Source organism: Bacillus sp. FJAT-50079, from assembly GCF_018343515.1.
GTDB lineage: Bacteria > Bacillota > Bacilli > Bacillales > Bacillaceae_C > Lederbergia.
Map to the genome: position 1 here is coordinate 1 of NZ_JAGYPD010000001.1, position 15,710 is coordinate 15,710.

The 15,710-nt window shown below is 41.2% G+C and carries 17 protein-coding genes, 9 tRNA genes and 1 rRNA gene; 2 read left to right on the forward strand and 25 right to left on the reverse strand.

Annotation, left to right across the window (positions count from 1 at the left end; genetic code table 11):
• Positions 1–35 precede the first annotated feature (35 nt).
• The 11 genes from KHA95_RS00005 to KHA95_RS00055 form a co-directional block, all read right to left on the reverse strand.
• Positions 36–1,587, reverse strand: a 16S ribosomal RNA gene (locus KHA95_RS00005).
• Positions 1,588–1,804: 217 nt separating this feature from the next.
• Positions 1,805–1,878 (reverse strand) — tRNA-Gly (locus KHA95_RS00010).
• An 18-nt stretch (positions 1,879–1,896) separates the two neighbouring features.
• Positions 1,897–1,973: transfer RNA gene (locus KHA95_RS00015), tRNA-Arg, on the reverse strand.
• A gap of 9 nt (positions 1,974–1,982) precedes the next feature.
• Positions 1,983–2,069 (reverse strand) — tRNA-Leu (locus tag KHA95_RS00020).
• Positions 2,070–2,140: 71 nt separating this feature from the next.
• Positions 2,141–2,216 (reverse strand) — tRNA-Lys (locus KHA95_RS00025).
• Between the two features lie 2 nt (positions 2,217–2,218).
• Positions 2,219–2,293: transfer RNA gene (locus KHA95_RS00030), tRNA-Gln, on the reverse strand.
• Positions 2,294–2,316: 23 nt separating this feature from the next.
• Positions 2,317–2,392: transfer RNA gene (locus KHA95_RS00035), tRNA-Asp, on the reverse strand.
• Positions 2,393–2,446: 54 nt separating this feature from the next.
• A tRNA-Glu gene (locus KHA95_RS00040) sits at positions 2,447–2,518 on the reverse strand.
• 13 nt (positions 2,519–2,531) lie between these two features.
• Positions 2,532–2,622: transfer RNA gene (locus KHA95_RS00045), tRNA-Ser, on the reverse strand.
• Between the two features lie 21 nt (positions 2,623–2,643).
• Positions 2,644–2,715, reverse strand: a tRNA-Asn gene (locus tag KHA95_RS00050).
• Between the two features lie 72 nt (positions 2,716–2,787).
• Positions 2,788–3,249 (reverse strand): SprT family protein, encoded by a 462-nt coding sequence (locus KHA95_RS00055; RefSeq protein WP_213135451.1) that lies wholly within the window; start codon positions 3,247–3,249, stop codon positions 2,788–2,790.
• A gap of 78 nt (positions 3,250–3,327) precedes the next feature.
• Between KHA95_RS00055 and cmpA the strand changes: the two genes are divergently transcribed.
• The gene (cmpA, locus tag KHA95_RS00060; RefSeq protein ID WP_213135452.1) at positions 3,328–3,444 is read left to right on the forward strand and encodes a cortex morphogenetic protein CmpA; all 117 of its coding nucleotides are present in this window, start codon (positions 3,328–3,330) and stop codon (positions 3,442–3,444) included.
• 55 nt (positions 3,445–3,499) lie between these two features.
• Here the strand turns inward: cmpA and KHA95_RS00065 are convergent, their stop codons facing one another.
• From KHA95_RS00065 to acpS, 14 genes are all read right to left on the reverse strand, one after another.
• Positions 3,500–5,674 carry a Tex family protein gene (locus KHA95_RS00065; protein ID WP_213135453.1) on the reverse strand — a complete coding sequence of 725 codons (2,175 nt, stop codon included), beginning with the start codon at positions 5,672–5,674 and terminating at the stop codon, positions 3,500–3,502.
• Positions 5,675–5,932: 258 nt separating this feature from the next.
• Positions 5,933–6,529, reverse strand: coding sequence for a PP2C family serine/threonine-protein phosphatase (locus tag KHA95_RS00070; protein WP_213135454.1), 597 nt, complete (start codon positions 6,527–6,529; stop codon positions 5,933–5,935).
• Positions 6,526–7,320, reverse strand: coding sequence for an RNA polymerase sigma factor SigB (gene sigB / locus KHA95_RS00075; protein WP_213135455.1), 795 nt, complete (start codon positions 7,318–7,320; stop codon positions 6,526–6,528). The genes KHA95_RS00070 and sigB overlap by 4 nt, the downstream gene beginning before the upstream one ends.
• Positions 7,298–7,771 (reverse strand): anti-sigma B factor RsbW, encoded by a 474-nt coding sequence (gene rsbW / locus KHA95_RS00080; RefSeq protein ID WP_213135456.1) that lies wholly within the window; start codon positions 7,769–7,771, stop codon positions 7,298–7,300. The genes sigB and rsbW overlap by 23 nt, the downstream gene beginning before the upstream one ends.
• Positions 7,771–8,100, reverse strand: a complete 330-nt coding sequence (locus KHA95_RS00085; protein ID WP_213135457.1) for an anti-sigma factor antagonist — start codon at positions 8,098–8,100, stop codon at positions 7,771–7,773. Before KHA95_RS00085 ends, rsbW begins: the two co-directional genes overlap by 1 nt.
• 62 nt (positions 8,101–8,162) lie before the next feature.
• A complete protein-coding gene (locus KHA95_RS00090; protein WP_213135458.1) occupies positions 8,163–9,161 on the reverse strand; it encodes a PP2C family protein-serine/threonine phosphatase in 999 nt (332 codons plus the stop codon).
• Between the two features lie 14 nt (positions 9,162–9,175).
• Positions 9,176–9,577, reverse strand: a complete 402-nt coding sequence (locus KHA95_RS00095) for an anti-sigma regulatory factor (protein WP_213135459.1) — start codon at positions 9,575–9,577, stop codon at positions 9,176–9,178.
• Positions 9,578–9,580: 3 nt separating this feature from the next.
• Positions 9,581–9,937 carry an STAS domain-containing protein gene (locus KHA95_RS00100; protein ID WP_213135460.1) on the reverse strand — a complete coding sequence of 119 codons (357 nt, stop codon included), beginning with the start codon at positions 9,935–9,937 and terminating at the stop codon, positions 9,581–9,583.
• Positions 9,934–10,767, reverse strand: a complete 834-nt coding sequence (locus KHA95_RS00105; protein WP_213135461.1) for an STAS domain-containing protein — start codon at positions 10,765–10,767, stop codon at positions 9,934–9,936. Before KHA95_RS00105 ends, KHA95_RS00100 begins: the two co-directional genes overlap by 4 nt.
• A 66-nt stretch (positions 10,768–10,833) precedes the next feature.
• The gene (locus KHA95_RS00110; RefSeq protein WP_213135462.1) at positions 10,834–11,184 is read right to left on the reverse strand and encodes a type II toxin-antitoxin system PemK/MazF family toxin; all 351 of its coding nucleotides are present in this window, start codon (positions 11,182–11,184) and stop codon (positions 10,834–10,836) included.
• 4 nt (positions 11,185–11,188) lie between these two features.
• Positions 11,189–11,470: a CopG family ribbon-helix-helix protein gene (locus KHA95_RS00115; RefSeq protein WP_213135463.1), complete on the reverse strand. Its 282-nt coding sequence runs from the start codon at positions 11,468–11,470 to the stop codon at positions 11,189–11,191.
• 200 nt (positions 11,471–11,670) lie between these two features.
• Positions 11,671–12,792, reverse strand: a complete 1,122-nt coding sequence (alr, locus tag KHA95_RS00120) for an alanine racemase (protein ID WP_213135464.1) — start codon at positions 12,790–12,792, stop codon at positions 11,671–11,673.
• A gap of 407 nt (positions 12,793–13,199) precedes the next feature.
• Positions 13,200–14,219, reverse strand: coding sequence for a LolA family protein (locus tag KHA95_RS00125; protein WP_213135465.1), 1,020 nt, complete (start codon positions 14,217–14,219; stop codon positions 13,200–13,202).
• Positions 14,220–14,634: 415 nt separating this feature from the next.
• Positions 14,635–14,994 carry a holo-ACP synthase gene (gene acpS / locus KHA95_RS00130; protein ID WP_213135466.1) on the reverse strand — a complete coding sequence of 120 codons (360 nt, stop codon included), beginning with the start codon at positions 14,992–14,994 and terminating at the stop codon, positions 14,635–14,637.
• Positions 14,995–15,096: 102 nt separating this feature from the next.
• On the opposite strand from acpS, the gene KHA95_RS00135 reads away from it, so the two are divergent.
• A complete protein-coding gene (locus tag KHA95_RS00135; RefSeq protein ID WP_213135467.1) occupies positions 15,097–15,690 on the forward strand; it encodes a rhomboid family intramembrane serine protease in 594 nt (197 codons plus the stop codon).
• The last annotated feature ends 20 nt before the right edge of the window (positions 15,691–15,710 follow it).

The following is a 15,710-nucleotide window of genomic DNA, read 5'->3' on the forward strand; positions in this document are numbered from 1 at the left end:
TTTTTGTTGGCCTAGCTGCCAACAATATTCCTTAGAAAGGAGGTGATCCAGCCGCACCTTCCGATACGGCTACCTTGTTACGACTTCACCCCAATCATCTGTCCCACCTTCGGCGGCTGGCTCCCAAAAGGGTTACCCCACCGACTTCGGGTGTTACAAACTCTCGTGGTGTGACGGGCGGTGTGTACAAGACCCGGGAACGTATTCACCGTGGCATGCTGATCCACGATTACTAGCGATTCCGGCTTCATGCAGGCGAGTTGCAGCCTGCAATCCGAACTGAGAATGGTTTTATGGGATTGGCTAAACCTCGCGGTCTTGCAGCCCTTTGTACCATCCATTGTAGCACGTGTGTAGCCCAGGTCATAAGGGGCATGATGATTTGACGTCATCCCCACCTTCCTCCGGTTTGTCACCGGCAGTCACCTTAGAGTGCCCAACTAAATGCTGGCAACTAAGATCAAGGGTTGCGCTCGTTGCGGGACTTAACCCAACATCTCACGACACGAGCTGACGACAACCATGCACCACCTGTCACTCTGTCCCCCGAAGGGGAACGCCTTATCTCTAAGGTTGTCAGAGGATGTCAAGACCTGGTAAGGTTCTTCGCGTTGCTTCGAATTAAACCACATGCTCCACCGCTTGTGCGGGTCCCCGTCAATTCCTTTGAGTTTCAGCCTTGCGGCCGTACTCCCCAGGCGGAGTGCTTAATGCGTTTGCTGCAGCACTAAAGGGCGGAAACCCTCTAACACTTAGCACTCATCGTTTACGGCGTGGACTACCAGGGTATCTAATCCTGTTCGCTCCCCACGCTTTCGCGCCTCAGCGTCAGTTACAGACCAAAGAGCCGCCTTCGCCACTGGTGTTCCTCCACATCTCTACGCATTTCACCGCTACACGTGGAATTCCGCTCTTCTCTTCTGCACTCAAGTCTCCCAGTTTCCAATGACCCTCCACGGTTGAGCCGTGGGCTTTCACATCAGACTTAAGAGACCGCCTGCGCGCGCTTTACGCCCAATAATTCCGGACAACGCTTGCCACCTACGTATTACCGCGGCTGCTGGCACGTAGTTAGCCGTGGCTTTCTGGTCAGGTACCGTCAAGGTACCGGCAGTTACTCCGATACTTGTTCTTCCCTGATAACAGAGTTTTACGATCCGAAGACCTTCATCACTCACGCGGCGTTGCTCCGTCAGACTTTCGTCCATTGCGGAAGATTCCCTACTGCTGCCTCCCGTAGGAGTCTGGGCCGTGTCTCAGTCCCAGTGTGGCCGATCACCCTCTCAGGTCGGCTACGCATCGTTGCCTTGGTGAGCCGTTACCTCACCAACTAGCTAATGCGCCGCGGGCCCATCTGTAAGTGACAGCCGAAGCCGCCTTTCAACCTTTCCCCATGCGAGGAAAGAAATTATCCGGTATTAGCTCCGGTTTCCCGAAGTTATCCCAGTCTTACAGGCAGGTTGCCCACGTGTTACTCACCCGTCCGCCGCTAACTTCAGGGAGCAAGCTCCCATCCATTCGCTCGACTTGCATGTATTAGGCACGCCGCCAGCGTTCGTCCTGAGCCAGGATCAAACTCTCATAAAAGAAGTTTAGGCTCGCACGATGCGAGTCACAACGACGTTGTCACAGGATGTGACGTTCTTAGTCGTTGATCCTTACTCTTGCTGGCAATGGTTAAAACCATTGTTTAAAAATTAATTTAACGTTCGTTTCGTTCAGTTTTCAAAGATCAAACTTGCTTGTTTTTGATAGCAACTTTTATATCTTACCATTTATAAAACCGCTTGTCAACAACTTTTTTTGGAGCGGGTGAAGGGAATCGAACCCTCATCATCAGCTTGGAAGGCTGAGGTTTTACCACTAAACTACACCCGCATTTATTTTATTAAAAAATGGCGCGCCCGAGAGGAGTCGAACCCCTAACCTTTTGATCCGTAGTCAAACGCTCTATCCAATTGAGCTACGGGCGCATATTTTTTTGGTGCGGTCGAGAGGACTTGAACCTCCACGGGGTTAACCCCCACTAGGCCCTCAACCTAGCGCGTCTGCCATTCCGCCACGACCGCATCTTTTGAAGAACATTTTATATAATATCAAACCGCAATCCATTTGTCAATAACTTTTTTCGAAGTTAAAATGGTGAGCCATGCAGGATTCGAACCTGCGACCCTCTGATTAAAAGTCAGATGCTCTACCGACTGAGCTAATGGCTCATTGGCTGGGCTAGCTGGATTCGAACCAACGAATGACGGAGTCAAAGTCCGTTGCCTTACCGCTTGGCTATAGCCCAACAATGTTTTTCAAAAAAAAGAATGGCGGTCCCGACGGGAATCGAACCCGCGATCTCCTGCGTGACAGGCAGGCATGTTAACCGCTACACCACGGGACCTTTTAAATTTCTTATTATATTTCAAGCACTTGGAAAACTCTTAAAATAAATGTATGACCCCTACGGGATTCGAACCCGTGTTACCGCCGTGAAAGGGCGGTGTCTTAACCGCTTGACCAAGGGGCCAAAATATTTTTTATGGCGGAGAAGGAGGGATTTGAACCCTCGCGCCGTTTACACGACCTATGCCCTTAGCAGGGGCACCTCTTCAGCCTCTTGAGTACTTCCCCATAAGCTTGTCTAAATAAAAACTCCGCAGGTAGGATTCGAACCTACGACCGATCGGTTAACAGCCGATAGCTCTACCACTGAGCTACTGCGGATCAATCGACTCTTACGATTATAGATACCTATTAGCAGACTGTCAAGAGAAATCCTAAACTTTTTTTAAATAATTATTTATCATGATATTCCTTAAGCTTTCCCTCACATTTTCCACAAACATAACGATTAATATTAACCCTTCTTTTCCGCTTGTATATCGTTTTGCATTTCGAGCATATATACATACGAAGATTAACTTTCACTTTCTCCATCGTTTCCATTAATGGAGAACAATGACGTGGAGCCCCTACTTTTTTAAGCAATTGTCGGAAATCAGCGTCACCATGCTTATATCCCTTCCCTTCAATATGAAGATGGTAATGGCATAATTCATGCTTTATGATCCCTACAATTTCTTCATATCCATGTTCTACGAAGTACTTGCGATTAACTTCAATATGATGATTTGAAAGTAAATATCGCCCACCTGTTGTTCGTAAGCGCGAGTTAAAATAGGCCATATGCTTGAATGGTTTTCCAAAGTATTCGATGGATAGTTTCTCGGTTAATACTTGCAATTGTTCATCAGTCAAAATGCTTCCCCCTTAGAACATGACAACCTATTTTTCCATACATTAAATGAAAAGAACTCTTATTAGGAGGTCTAGTCCATGCCTACTTGGTTTCAAAATCAAATTCAAAAAGCATTTTTAGATAAGAACCTCCATCAAATTAGGTTGCTAAATCAATGCTGGTATTTTTATAGAAAAAAACACTGCGCAAATTAGCAGTGTCTTATACGGTTGTAGGAGGAACGTATTTCTCCTTACAACCGTTATTCTTCTATGGCGTTTTAATCATTGTTAATGATAGACGCCCTTTTTGTACATCTACGTTTTCGACCCAAACAGTGACAATATCACCAAGTGCCACCACATCGAGTGGATGCTTTACAAAGCGATTGCTTAACTTTGAAATATGAACTAAGCCGTCTTCACTTACACCAACATCGACGAATGCACCAAAATCAACAACATTACGCACAGTACCTTGAAGCTCCATACCAGGTTTTAAATCTTCCAGTTTTAGAAGATCCTTTTTAAGCAATGGTTTTGGTAGCTCATCCCTTAAATCTCGTCCCGGCTTCATTAATGCGTCGACAATATCATTTAATGTTAGAATACCTAACCCAAGCTCTTCTGACATTTCATCCATGTTTATTTCCTTCAGTTTTTCACTTAATGCAGGAGTTCCTAAATCTTTTGCTGCCATGCCGATTTTCGTTAATAGTTTTTTTACTTCGTCGTAGTTTTCCGGATGAATCGGCGTTACATCAAGTGGATCTTCTCCATCTAAAATTCGCATAAAACCAATCGCTTGCTCATATGTTTTGGCACCGAGGCGGGGAATGTCTTTTAGCTGTCTTCGATATTTAAATTTCCCGTGTTCCTCGCGATGCTTCACAATATTATTCGCAACGGTTTTACTTAGTCCTGATACATATTGAAGCAAGGAAGATGAAGCCGTATTGACGTTTACGCCGACCTGGTTCACCGCCGTTTCAACGACAAATGATAAGGATTCATGCAATTTCTTTTGAGAAACATCATGTTGGTATTGCCCAACCCCAACTGATTTCGGATCAATTTTAACTAATTCTGCCAAAGGGTCTTGCAGTCTGCGAGCAATCGAAATCGCACTTCTTTCTTCGACCTGTAATTCTGGGAATTCCTCACGCGCAAGCTCTGACGCTGAGTACACACTCGCACCCGCTTCATTGACAATGAGATAAGCGACATCTAACTGGAGCTCTTTTAATACCTCAGTTGTGAATTGTTCCGTTTCCTGCGATGCTGTTCCGTTTCCAATCGCAATAAGTTCAATCTTATATTTTTTTATCACTTCAATCATTTTTTCCTTCGCTTCCGCACGCTTTGCTCTCGGTGGATGTGGATAAATGACATCAATGTGGAGCATTTTTCCCGTCTCATCTACAACAGCCATTTTACAGCCTGTTCGGTATGCGGGATCAACACCAAGCACCATTTTTCCTTTTAACGGCGGCTGAAGCAATAAATTCCTTAAGTTCTCAGAGAAAATATGAATGGATTGATTTTCCGCCTTCTCCGTTAACTCATTACGGATTTCACGCTCAATTGCTGGCTCGATCAACCGTTTATAACTATCTTCTATCGCTTCAATGACAACTGGTGCCGCAGTCGAGTGGACATTTTTTATAAATCGTTTATTTAAATAGGTTAAAATATTAGCCACATCTGCTTTAATCGCAACTCGTAATACATCTTCTTTTTCTCCACGGTTTAATGCCAAGATGCGGTGCGGAACAATTCTTTTTACCGCTTCTTCATATTCATAATACATTTCAAAAATGCTTTTCTCGTCCTTCTCCGGATTTTTTACCGTGGCAATCACTTTTCCAGAGCGCATCGTCTCATTTCGTACCCATTGGCGAATATTTGCATCATCTGACACTTGTTCAGCAATGATATCTTGCGCACCTTTAATTGCATCTTCCGTCGTAGAGACCACTTTTTCAGTTGAAATGTATTGCTCAGCCTCTTTTTCAACCTCCCCTATTTTCGGGAAAGTAAGCAACCACTCGGCGAAGGGCTCTAACCCTTTTTCTTTTGCAACCGTTGCCCTTGTACGGCGTTTCTGTTTATAAGGGCGATATAAATCTTCTACGATTTGAAGTTTATTCGCTTTTAAAATGTCCCGTTTCAATTCATCTGTTAGTTTTCCTTGTTCTTCTATTAAACGAATAACATCGATTTTCCGTTGCTCTAATCCTTGCAAATAGTTCCAACTATCCATGATGTCCTTAATTTGTACTTCATCAAGTGCGCCCGTCATCTCTTTTCGGTAGCGTGCAATAAAAGGGACGGTATTGCCTTCTTCTAATAATTGAATGACGCTATTAATTTGCTTTTTCGATAATTTTAGTTCATCGGAAAGCTGACGAACGAGCTTGTCCTCTTTTTCTTCAAGTTGAATCATGAGTTTCCCTCGTTTCTCAATATCATTTTCACATCTTACCATAGGAGAAGTGTAATGGTTTTAGCAAACCGCTGCAACTTAAGTATACATATTTCTTTTCTAAAAACTGACTATGATTTTAGCTTAATAAAAAAAACTACCCCAAAAGAGTAGATTACAAAATGAATACCCATATGAATAAATTTGTTTGAACTGATTGAAAAAGATTGTCAGCCTTGGCGCAGTAAGAACTCCGGAACAGGAGGAAACCTACTCTCATTAGAGTAGGTTTCCTACAATAAACGACATATCATCAAACGCATCGATTTGTTTCTCCTTCAGTTGCTGCGCCAAGATCGTAATGGAATGCTCACTAGTAAGCAATGCCCTTGTATTCACATTTACAAACCCATCCGAATGAATTAAAAACCTTGATTTTGGATCGAAAGGATATGTTTGCGTACGAAATCTTTGTCTCCTGCCGGATAAATATCCTGTCACAGGCATGGGATAAATCATTTTGCCAGCCGGTGGATAGACGTAGAATCGTATGTTTCCAACACAACTATATTCAAATTGTTTCTTCTGAAAATCCACCTTTAAAATCGCCACGGCCGCCCCTCTTTTTCCGACCATTGCTTTATTACAATCATCGATCAGAGCATCGACACATTTTTCAGGATTTGCTTCCACAATCGAAACAGCAGCTTGTGACGCTTCATAAGCGAATTCACCACTTCCAAGACCATCAGCTAGAATACACACGAAAAAGTCATTATTGGCTTCCATATAGATGCTGTCACCACAATAAGTGTTGCCGCCTTTAGCCGTTTGAAAAGAATGTACTTCAAGATGGGGAGTATTCAAATACATCATAAAGGTGAACGCTCCGTATTTATAGATTCTTCATGTATTGCCTCGCGCAACTTTTTAATCGCACGCCTTTGCAAGCGTGATACGTGCATTTGTGAAATATTTAGCATTTCTCCCGCCTCTTTCTGACTCATGTTTTCCAAATATGTGTATTGAATAATTTTCTTCTCTCTCTCTGATAGGACGTGGAGAACCTTCTCTAAAACAAGGCGCTGATTTATTTTTTCATAACCATCATCGATACTGCCGACGATATCGAGCAATGTAACCGTACTTCCATCAGCATCCGCTTCAATTGAATGGTCTACCGACAGTGCTTGATAGCTTTTCCCCATCTCCATTGCCTCTAAAATTTCCTCTTCTGAAACATCCAAATACGAGGCGATTTCGTCAATTTTCGGTGAACGTTGAAGTTCAGTCGTTAATGTTTCAACTGTCGTTTTAATTTTCGGACCTAATTCTTTAATTCTACGCGGAACATGAACACTCCATGTTTTATCTCGTAAAAAACGTTTAATTTCTCCGATAATGGTCGGGATTGCAAATGCTTCAAACGATTTTCCATACGATTCATCATATCTTCGGATCGCTCCAAGCAAACCGATTACTCCTACTTGGAAAATATCTTCATGATACGATTTTCCCTTCGAATATTTTCGGGCAATCGATTCAACTAAATTTTTATAGTGAAAGACTAACTGATCTTGGGCCTCTTCATCTTGATAAAGCTGATAAGCCTTTATCCATTTATTCACTTCGCTTTTTGTATGATCAGGTTGAGATTGTTTCGACATTCCTCTCCACCTGCTCTCCTTCGAGATACTTCGTCATGAACACGATTACCCCTTCATTTTGATGAACGATTACTTCATCCATTAAACTTTCAATTAAATAAAGCCCTAAGCCTCCTTCACGCAAAAATTCAATCTGTACATTTTCCTTATACGGGCCCGTTTCTTCACGTATTTGTTGTAAATTAAAGCTTTGACCTGAATCAGCAACCATCACTTCAATTCGGTCTTCATAAAGGGCAAATCCAACAACGATTTCCCCTCCCTCACCTTCCTTATATGCATGCTGAACCGCATTTGTCGTTGCTTCACTGACAGCGATTTTCAAATCCTCAATTAATTCGTATGTAAATCCCATTCTGCTAGCGATTCCGGACAGCGTTAAACGAATGACTCCTACGTATTCCGCTTTTGCTGGAATTTTCATTTCAATGTAGTCAAAAGCTTCCGCCATTACACTCCACCCTCTACCCCGGTATTAATATCCATTACATCGGCTAATCCAGTAATGTCAAATAACCGTTTTAATCTGTCTGACATTCCAGTGAGAAGCAATTCTCCTTCATGAGACTTCAGAGCTTTGAACAAGCCTACAAACACACCTAGACCCGTGCTATCCATATATATAACACCCGATAAATCGACGACGATTTTCACACCTTTTGTTTCTGCCGCGGGAAATAAAGAATCCCTTAATTCTGGTGCAGTATATGCATCGATTTCTCCAGCTACCTTCACGTGGATTACTTGTTCTTTTTCCGTAATATCAATCAATATATTCATAACCTCCACCCCTCTAAACCTGATATGATTGGATTTACCCTTTAAAGTAAACCGTTAAACATTTATTTTGTACGTTTTAAAATAATTAGGGTAAAATCATCACGAAGTTCGAAGTCCTGGATTCTTTCTAAATCTTTATAAATATTAGTCACGATTTCTTGTGCTGGAAGATGTTTATACTTATCAATAAAGCCAATTAAATCTTCCCGTTCAATAAATCCTTCCTCTGTTCTACATTCACTGACACCATCGGAAAAAAGGATGATCATATCTTTTGGGGATAATTTAAGTGTGTACTCCGCATATTTTGCCCGTTTGTCAATTCCGAGCAATAAGCCTTGCCCGCTTAAATCCTCATAAGCATCTATGTTCGCCATGTAAAAAAAACCTGGTTCATGACCAGCTGTCGCATAACAAAAATGATGATCTCTTGGATCGTAAACCCCGTAGCACATCGTAATAAACATGCTTGGATCAACGTTTTGTTCAACGACCCGATTTAAATTTTCAAGCACATCGCCAGGATTATGAAGATGGTCTGGGAAACTATCCATCGCGTATTTAATCATCGACATCGATAATGCCGCTGGGATCCCTTTTCCAATTACATCTGCAATTGCGATCCCAATGCAATTATCTTCATCTCTGACAAAATGGTGATAATCACCATTCATTTGTCTAGCCGGAATACTTACCGCCCCAATATCAAGTCCATCCATTTCGGGAATCGATGTCCCTAGCAATGTTTGTTGCATATTCGCCGCTACTTCAATTTCATTTTTTAATGCAATTTGTTCCGTCCGAAGGCTTTGGTGCTCACGATACGCTAATCCATACCCCATCATGACCTCAAGCAGCACATCGAAGGAAGCGATCCAACTTTCTTTCGAAGCTTCATTTTCCAACATAATCGATTTATGTAAACTAATAATTTCTTCCGGGGAAATATTATGCTCAATTAATTTCCTCGTTAATTTTTGACCTTGGTATAGAATTTGTTCATTTTGTTTTTTTAAATACCCGTTTACTATTTCTCTATATTTAGGCTTGATAAAATCCATACCAATACTCCTTTCTATCGGAGCCATTTAACTGTGGTAATTGTTGTACCTTCATTCACTTTTGATTGAATGTCAAACTCATCCATCAATCTTTTTACACCCGGTAGTCCAGCTCCCATGCCTCCAGATGTTGTAAATCCATCTTCCATCACTTTTCTTATATCTGCAATTCCAGGGCCATCATCTTTTGCAATGATGGTCAGCCCCCGCTTTCCATCTACAAAATTTTTTAATATGCATACTTCGCCTTGACCGGCATATAGAAAAATATTTCGTGCCAATTCACTTATTGCTGTTGTAATTCTTGCCTGGTCAACCGTGCCGAATCCAAGTTCCTTTGCCACATTTCTCCCCAACTGGCGAACTGCCACGATGTCCCATTCATTTGATATTTTTACGCAGGACTGCAGTTCCATTGGCTAATCCCCCAGTTCCCGATGTAATTTCTCTAAACCATTTTCTAAATCAAGGGCAGTCATGACATCTTCAAGTCGGATGCCTAATTCGATTAATGTAATTGCAACTGCTGGCTGGATTCCTGTAATGACCACTCTTGTCCCCATAAGCTTGGACATATCCATTACGTCTCCAAGCACTTTGGCAATAAACGAATCGATAAAATCGATGGAAGTAATATCAATAACAACCCCTCTTGCATTTGTAGCGTGAATTTTTTGCAAGAGATCTTCTTGAAATTCAAGTGCCGTTTGGTCATCTAATTCCCATTGAATCGATACTAATAGACAATCACCTAATTTTAAAATGGGTATTCTCATCGCTCCCCCTCCATCATAACAATCTTTCTATTTGTAAAGGCTAATGCCTGTTCTATACCTTTACGCAACGTACTTGTTGTTGTGATTTGGTTTAAGTCAATGCCTAGGTTGACAATCGTTTGAGCAATTTCCGGGCGTATTCCAACGAGCATACATTTTGCACCTACTAGTCTTACTGCATCGGCAGCTTGAATAATGTGATGTGCAACCATTGTATCAACAACTGGAACACCAGTAATATCAATAAGAACAACTTCTGAGCGATGTTTCACAACACCTGTAAGTAAATTTTCCATGATGAGCCGCGCTCTCTCTGTATCAATCGTCCCAACAAGGGGCATGATTGATATTTTTTCAAATACTGGGATTAATGGAGCTGATAATTCTTGTAATGCAATTTTCTGAAGTGAAAGGATTTTCTCCCATGAATTTGAGTATGCTTCAATTATTTTTGTGAAGACAGGGGCTGTCCATTGGTCAAATCCAACAATTAATTCATTCTTTTCCTCATGCGTAAAATGCTCTTCATTGAGCATTTTCTCATGGACGATCAACGTTAATGTACGCAGACCCGATGTAACGAATGTTAAATCCCAGCCGAGACGAACAAGCTTTTCTGCAAAATTACCAACCTTTTTTTGATGATTTTCTTCTTTGAACGGAAGATGGGAAACAATGAAGCTAATAAATTCCTTGCATGTATTGGAATAGAGGTCGCTTGAAACGATGCTTAGTCCGCGCTCCTCACCGAATTCTTTCATTTTCTCCATCCATATTTGGAGAATCTCTTTTTCATGTTTTTTTATATATTCAGTAATTTTATAATACACAAGTTCCTCTCCCTTCTAACGCCTTTATCATAGAATAAAAAAAGCGCCACTGCAAAACAGAGCGCCTTAAAAATCGATGAGACCCAGACTTATCTGCAAAGCTTCATCTACTTTTGCCATCATTTCTTCGTCAAGATGCGTGATCTTGTCTGTTAATCGTTGTTTATCGATTGTTCTTATTTGCTCAAGTAGCAGTACTGAGTCTCGCTCAAAGCTATATCGCTTCGAATCAATTTCCACATGTGTGGGAAGTTTAGCTTTTTGTATCTGTGCCGTAATTGCAGCAACAATCACAGTGGGGCTAAAGCGATTCCCAATGTCATTTTGAATAACCAGCACCGGCCTAACTCCGCCTTGCTCTGAACCGACCACAGGGGATAAATCGGCGAAATACACATCACCACGCTTTACGCCCAAAGATTTAACCTCCGCTTACGAGCCTTTCGACTGTGTTTTCTGCCTCATACTCCGCTTGCAGAGCTTCAGATGCAATTGCCAAGTTAATTTTGGCCATTTCCATGTATCCGCGTCTCATCGATTCAACAATATGACGTTTTTTTCGCTCGCGAAGATACATTTTTGTTGCACGATAAATAAATTCATTCCGATTCACATTTTCCTGTTCGGCGTAACCGTCCAGTTCCGCGATCAGCTGCTGCGGTAATCGTATAATAATTTCTGTTGTTGCGCTGGATTCTGACACCAACCACACCTCCGTCATTACTACAAGCCCATCAATATAAATCAATTCCAATCATACCATCAAACACTTTCTCTGGAAAGGTACTTTAGCAATTCTTCTCTATTATCGTCATATGAAATTATTACTATTACAAGACATTCTACTTTTTTCGAAAAAGTCCTTCCCCTTTTTGCAAAAAACTTGATCTTTCCCGAGAAAATTTACTTTTTCTTGTTTATATACACCCGTGGAACACGACCAGTGATCGTACATGTCACTTCATAATTGATTGTATCGAGCTTTTTTGCAATCTCATCAACGGAAATGAACTGATCCTGTTGTTTTCCGATTAATGTTACCGTCGTTCCTAGGGGCATATGGCGTGAAAGTCTGATCATCGTTTGATCCATGCAAATTTTCCCGACAATCGGAACTCTTTCCCCATCGACAAGTACTTCTTGTCCACTTAATCTTCGAATCCACCCATCAGCGTATCCGATTGGAATCGTTGCAATCCATTCATCGCTTTCAGCAGTGTAACTTGAACCGTAGCCGACGCTATCTCCTGCTTTTAGCTTTTTCACATGAACGATTTTTGTATGCAATGAGAAAGCTTCACGTAAAGCGTGAGGTATGAAAGATTTCATTTCTTCCGAAGGTGATAAACCGTATAAAGCAATTCCAATTCTCACTGCGTTAAAAATAGAATCATTATGACAAAGAGCCGCTGCACTATTTGCTGCATGAATAAAGGGTGGCTTGTGCCTTAAGCTTCGAAGCATTTCTTTAAATGTTTCAAGCTGATACTTATAATATTGCTCATCTATTTGATCAGCAGTCGCAAAATGTGTAAAAATCCCGTCGAACGTAAATCGCGGAGATTGGTCGAGCATTTCTTCTAATTTAAGAAGCTCATTTATTTCTCTTATTCCAATTCTCCCCATCCCTGTATCACATTTAATGTGAACAGATAGGCGCTCCCCTTTTTCAATTGTATTTTCAGCTTGTTCTAACCATTCCGCTTGAAAAACAGTAAGCGAAATATTTTTTTTAGCAGCAAGTCCAGCATCCGCCGATCTTGTCGCTCCTAAAACGAGGATTGGTGCAGTAACTCCACTTTCCCTTAATGCAAGCGCCTCGTCTAATAGAGCGACGACCAATCCGTACGCTCCTGCTTTTAAGGCGGTTTTCGCGACTTCAATATCTCCATGTCCATACGCATTTGCTTTTACAGCCGCGAACACTCTCGTTTCTTTTGGAACAGTTGCTCTAATCGCTGTCATATTTTCATATATTCCATCAAGATTAATTTCTGCCCATGTATCTCGATAAAAGTTTTTCATTATGCTGTCACTTCCTCAATTGCATCGAGTCAAAAAATAACCATTTATTGATTATCTGATTCATACCGCTAGATGTCAATAAGAAAAACGGAGGGAAATGTGTAGTGAAAAAAAGCGGCATATCCAAAGTCCCATCAGACAACAATAGTGTCCCACTATTTGGATCATTTTTCCATGTAATGCGTTTGATTGCAGGTTAATGAAGACAGCTGGGGAACAGAGGGGCTCCAAGGTGCATGGGACGGGACTATAAATGAACAATCGATTTTTTAAATGACAATTAAACCCGACGAATCTGTGTTACTTACAATATGCAAGAGGAAGATGATCTATTTTTTACAAATACATTATTTCAGAAACAAAAAAACAGACCCGATCCCAATTGGGAGAGGCCTGCTCGGTCATTTTTATTTTTCTGTTCCCGCTTGTACAGACTTTGCAGCCATAACCATTTCATCAGGAGTTAGATCATTGGACACGAGCATATAGTCAACTCCATTTTCACTCCAAGTAACCGATTGCTCCGTCATCACTCCAACTGAAGCTCCTAAATCAACCATTTCTCCGTCTTCGACCTCAATCATCTTCATCGATGTAGCTGGAACAACCCGTGCTTGTTCTTGGAATAAAGTAAAGGACTTATCTCCCCCGTACGTAAGGATGATTCGCTTTCCATTATCTGTCTCCATCTCTTTTTCATCAGCGAGTGAAACATTCGGTATATCAGCCATTACATATTTGACGGTAAAATCTCCCTTATTACTATTCGCAAGGACAGGTACTTCCATTTGCGCGCTTGTCATGTTTTTCTCTGTTTCAAATGCATCTTTATCAAACTTTGCATTGAAATCCACTTTGGAGAATTCCACAGTCATTACCGGATTATGATTCGTATCCATCACTTTGACGGTTACAGGCTCAAGCGTATCTTTCCGGAACGTAATTTCTTGAGATGGCAGCATTTTATTATTTTGATAGCGTGTTTTCGTCTCAAATACGTAATGATCATCTGTTGCTTTAAACTTTGCCTCTTTGTCATTTAAAACATCGGCGACAAGTGACTCATACAAATATGCCTGACTGCTGTTTTGCGGCCATTCACTTTGGAATCGATAGCTTTTGTTTAACGCGGGAGTGACAACGTACACACCGCTTTTATTACGGAGAATCATTTGACTTTGATCCTTTTTCTCATTCTTCAAATGAACTCGGTAATCGCCCGGTTTATTATGCCAAACATCAATATCGTATGACTGGGGATCATTTCCAACCGTTAGAGTCATTTGTGCAGTAGCCTTGTACCCTTTTAAATTCCCGACCTTTTCCTTTAATCCTTTCGTCACGTCCTCCTGTGATTTTGTACCACAGGCAGATAGCACTACACTCAAAGCTATTAAAGCCGAAATTAGCCATAACCCCTTCCTCATTCCTTCAACCCCTTTATTGTCTCATTTGAACAAAAAGAAGAGAGAAAGTGGGTCGGCGGGGTATTTTCCAACCATTTTTTACCGCGACGTCCCGCATAATGTGGCAATGACACCCTCGACCAGCTTTGTCTCTTCTGACGCACTAAAAATATATGAGACAACCATCCCCAATATACCAAGAAAAGCGAAAGGTGTCCGTTTAGCGACGTAAAAACTGCGCCAACAGGATGTTGGTGCATCGACGTTGCCATAGGATGTGGCGATCTTAGTCGACGATCCTTAAAATCGAGATAAAGGAAAAACGGCGAAGAATGAGCCGATGTTGACTTAGATAGAAAGTTTGTGAATTGTGTTAGTCGCTGGACGCCTAAAGTGAGACACTGAAAAAAAGAAAAGGGTTTGACAAGCTATTTGATCAAGTCTTTTCTGATTCAAGTATCACTTGTGCAGCAGCATATGCTTTCGTATGTGTAATAGATAAATGGATTTTATAATCTGTTGACGCAACGATATGTGGTTTTCCTTTTTCATCAGCGATAATCTCAATATCTTGAAAAGAACAATCGCTTCCTATTCCCGTTCCGACAGCTTTCGCATATGCCTCTTTGGCTGCAAATCTGCCAGCTAGAAATTCCGTTTTTCGTGTTTCTGATAATGTAAAATAAGTAGACAGCTCGTTTTTTGTTAGAACGCGATAAGGAAACCGTTCCTGCCTCCTTCTTAGCTTTTCTACCCTTTCTGTCTCGACTAGGTCTAATCCGATTCCATGAATCATATACATCCCCTCTTCTAAAGCATCTATGATTAAACATATAGTAATATTAGTTGTCCAAAATCGCCTTTTCCTTTAATCTAAATATCGAAAGGAGTTATGAATATGTTTGTTCGAACAGAAAGTTTTGGACAATTTTTAAAGTTGTATCCGATGATTTCAATCATTATCACCATTCAGTTGATTGTTTTTCTCGTGATCAACGCAAATCATTATTGGCTATTCGAATTACTTTCAGGAGTTAACGGCTACATCGCCGATGGCGAATATTGGCGCCTCATTAGTCCGATTATCGTTCATATTAGTTTTGCCCATTTATTTTTCAACTCATTTTCACTTATTCTTTTTGGACCTGCTCTTGAACGCGCACTTGGATCTTTTTTGTTTGTCATTGTTTATTTCGCTTGTGGAATTGGAGCGAATATTGCCACGTTCTTTATTCACCCACCCCATTATGTTCATATTGGAGCAAGCGGAGCCATTTTCGGCTTGTTTGGTGTGTATGCGGCTGTGCTTCTATTTAGAAAAGATGCAATGCCAGCGCATGGAAGACAAGTCATTATTCCAATTGCCGTCATTAGTGTCGTCATAACTTTTTTCCAAGCAAATGTGAATGTAACTGGGCATATATTTGGATTAATTGCTGGGTTGCTGATCGGTAAGTTTTTATTATCATTTCGTAAAATCACTTTTTACTAAGACGCTGTCTGCCTCGTCTC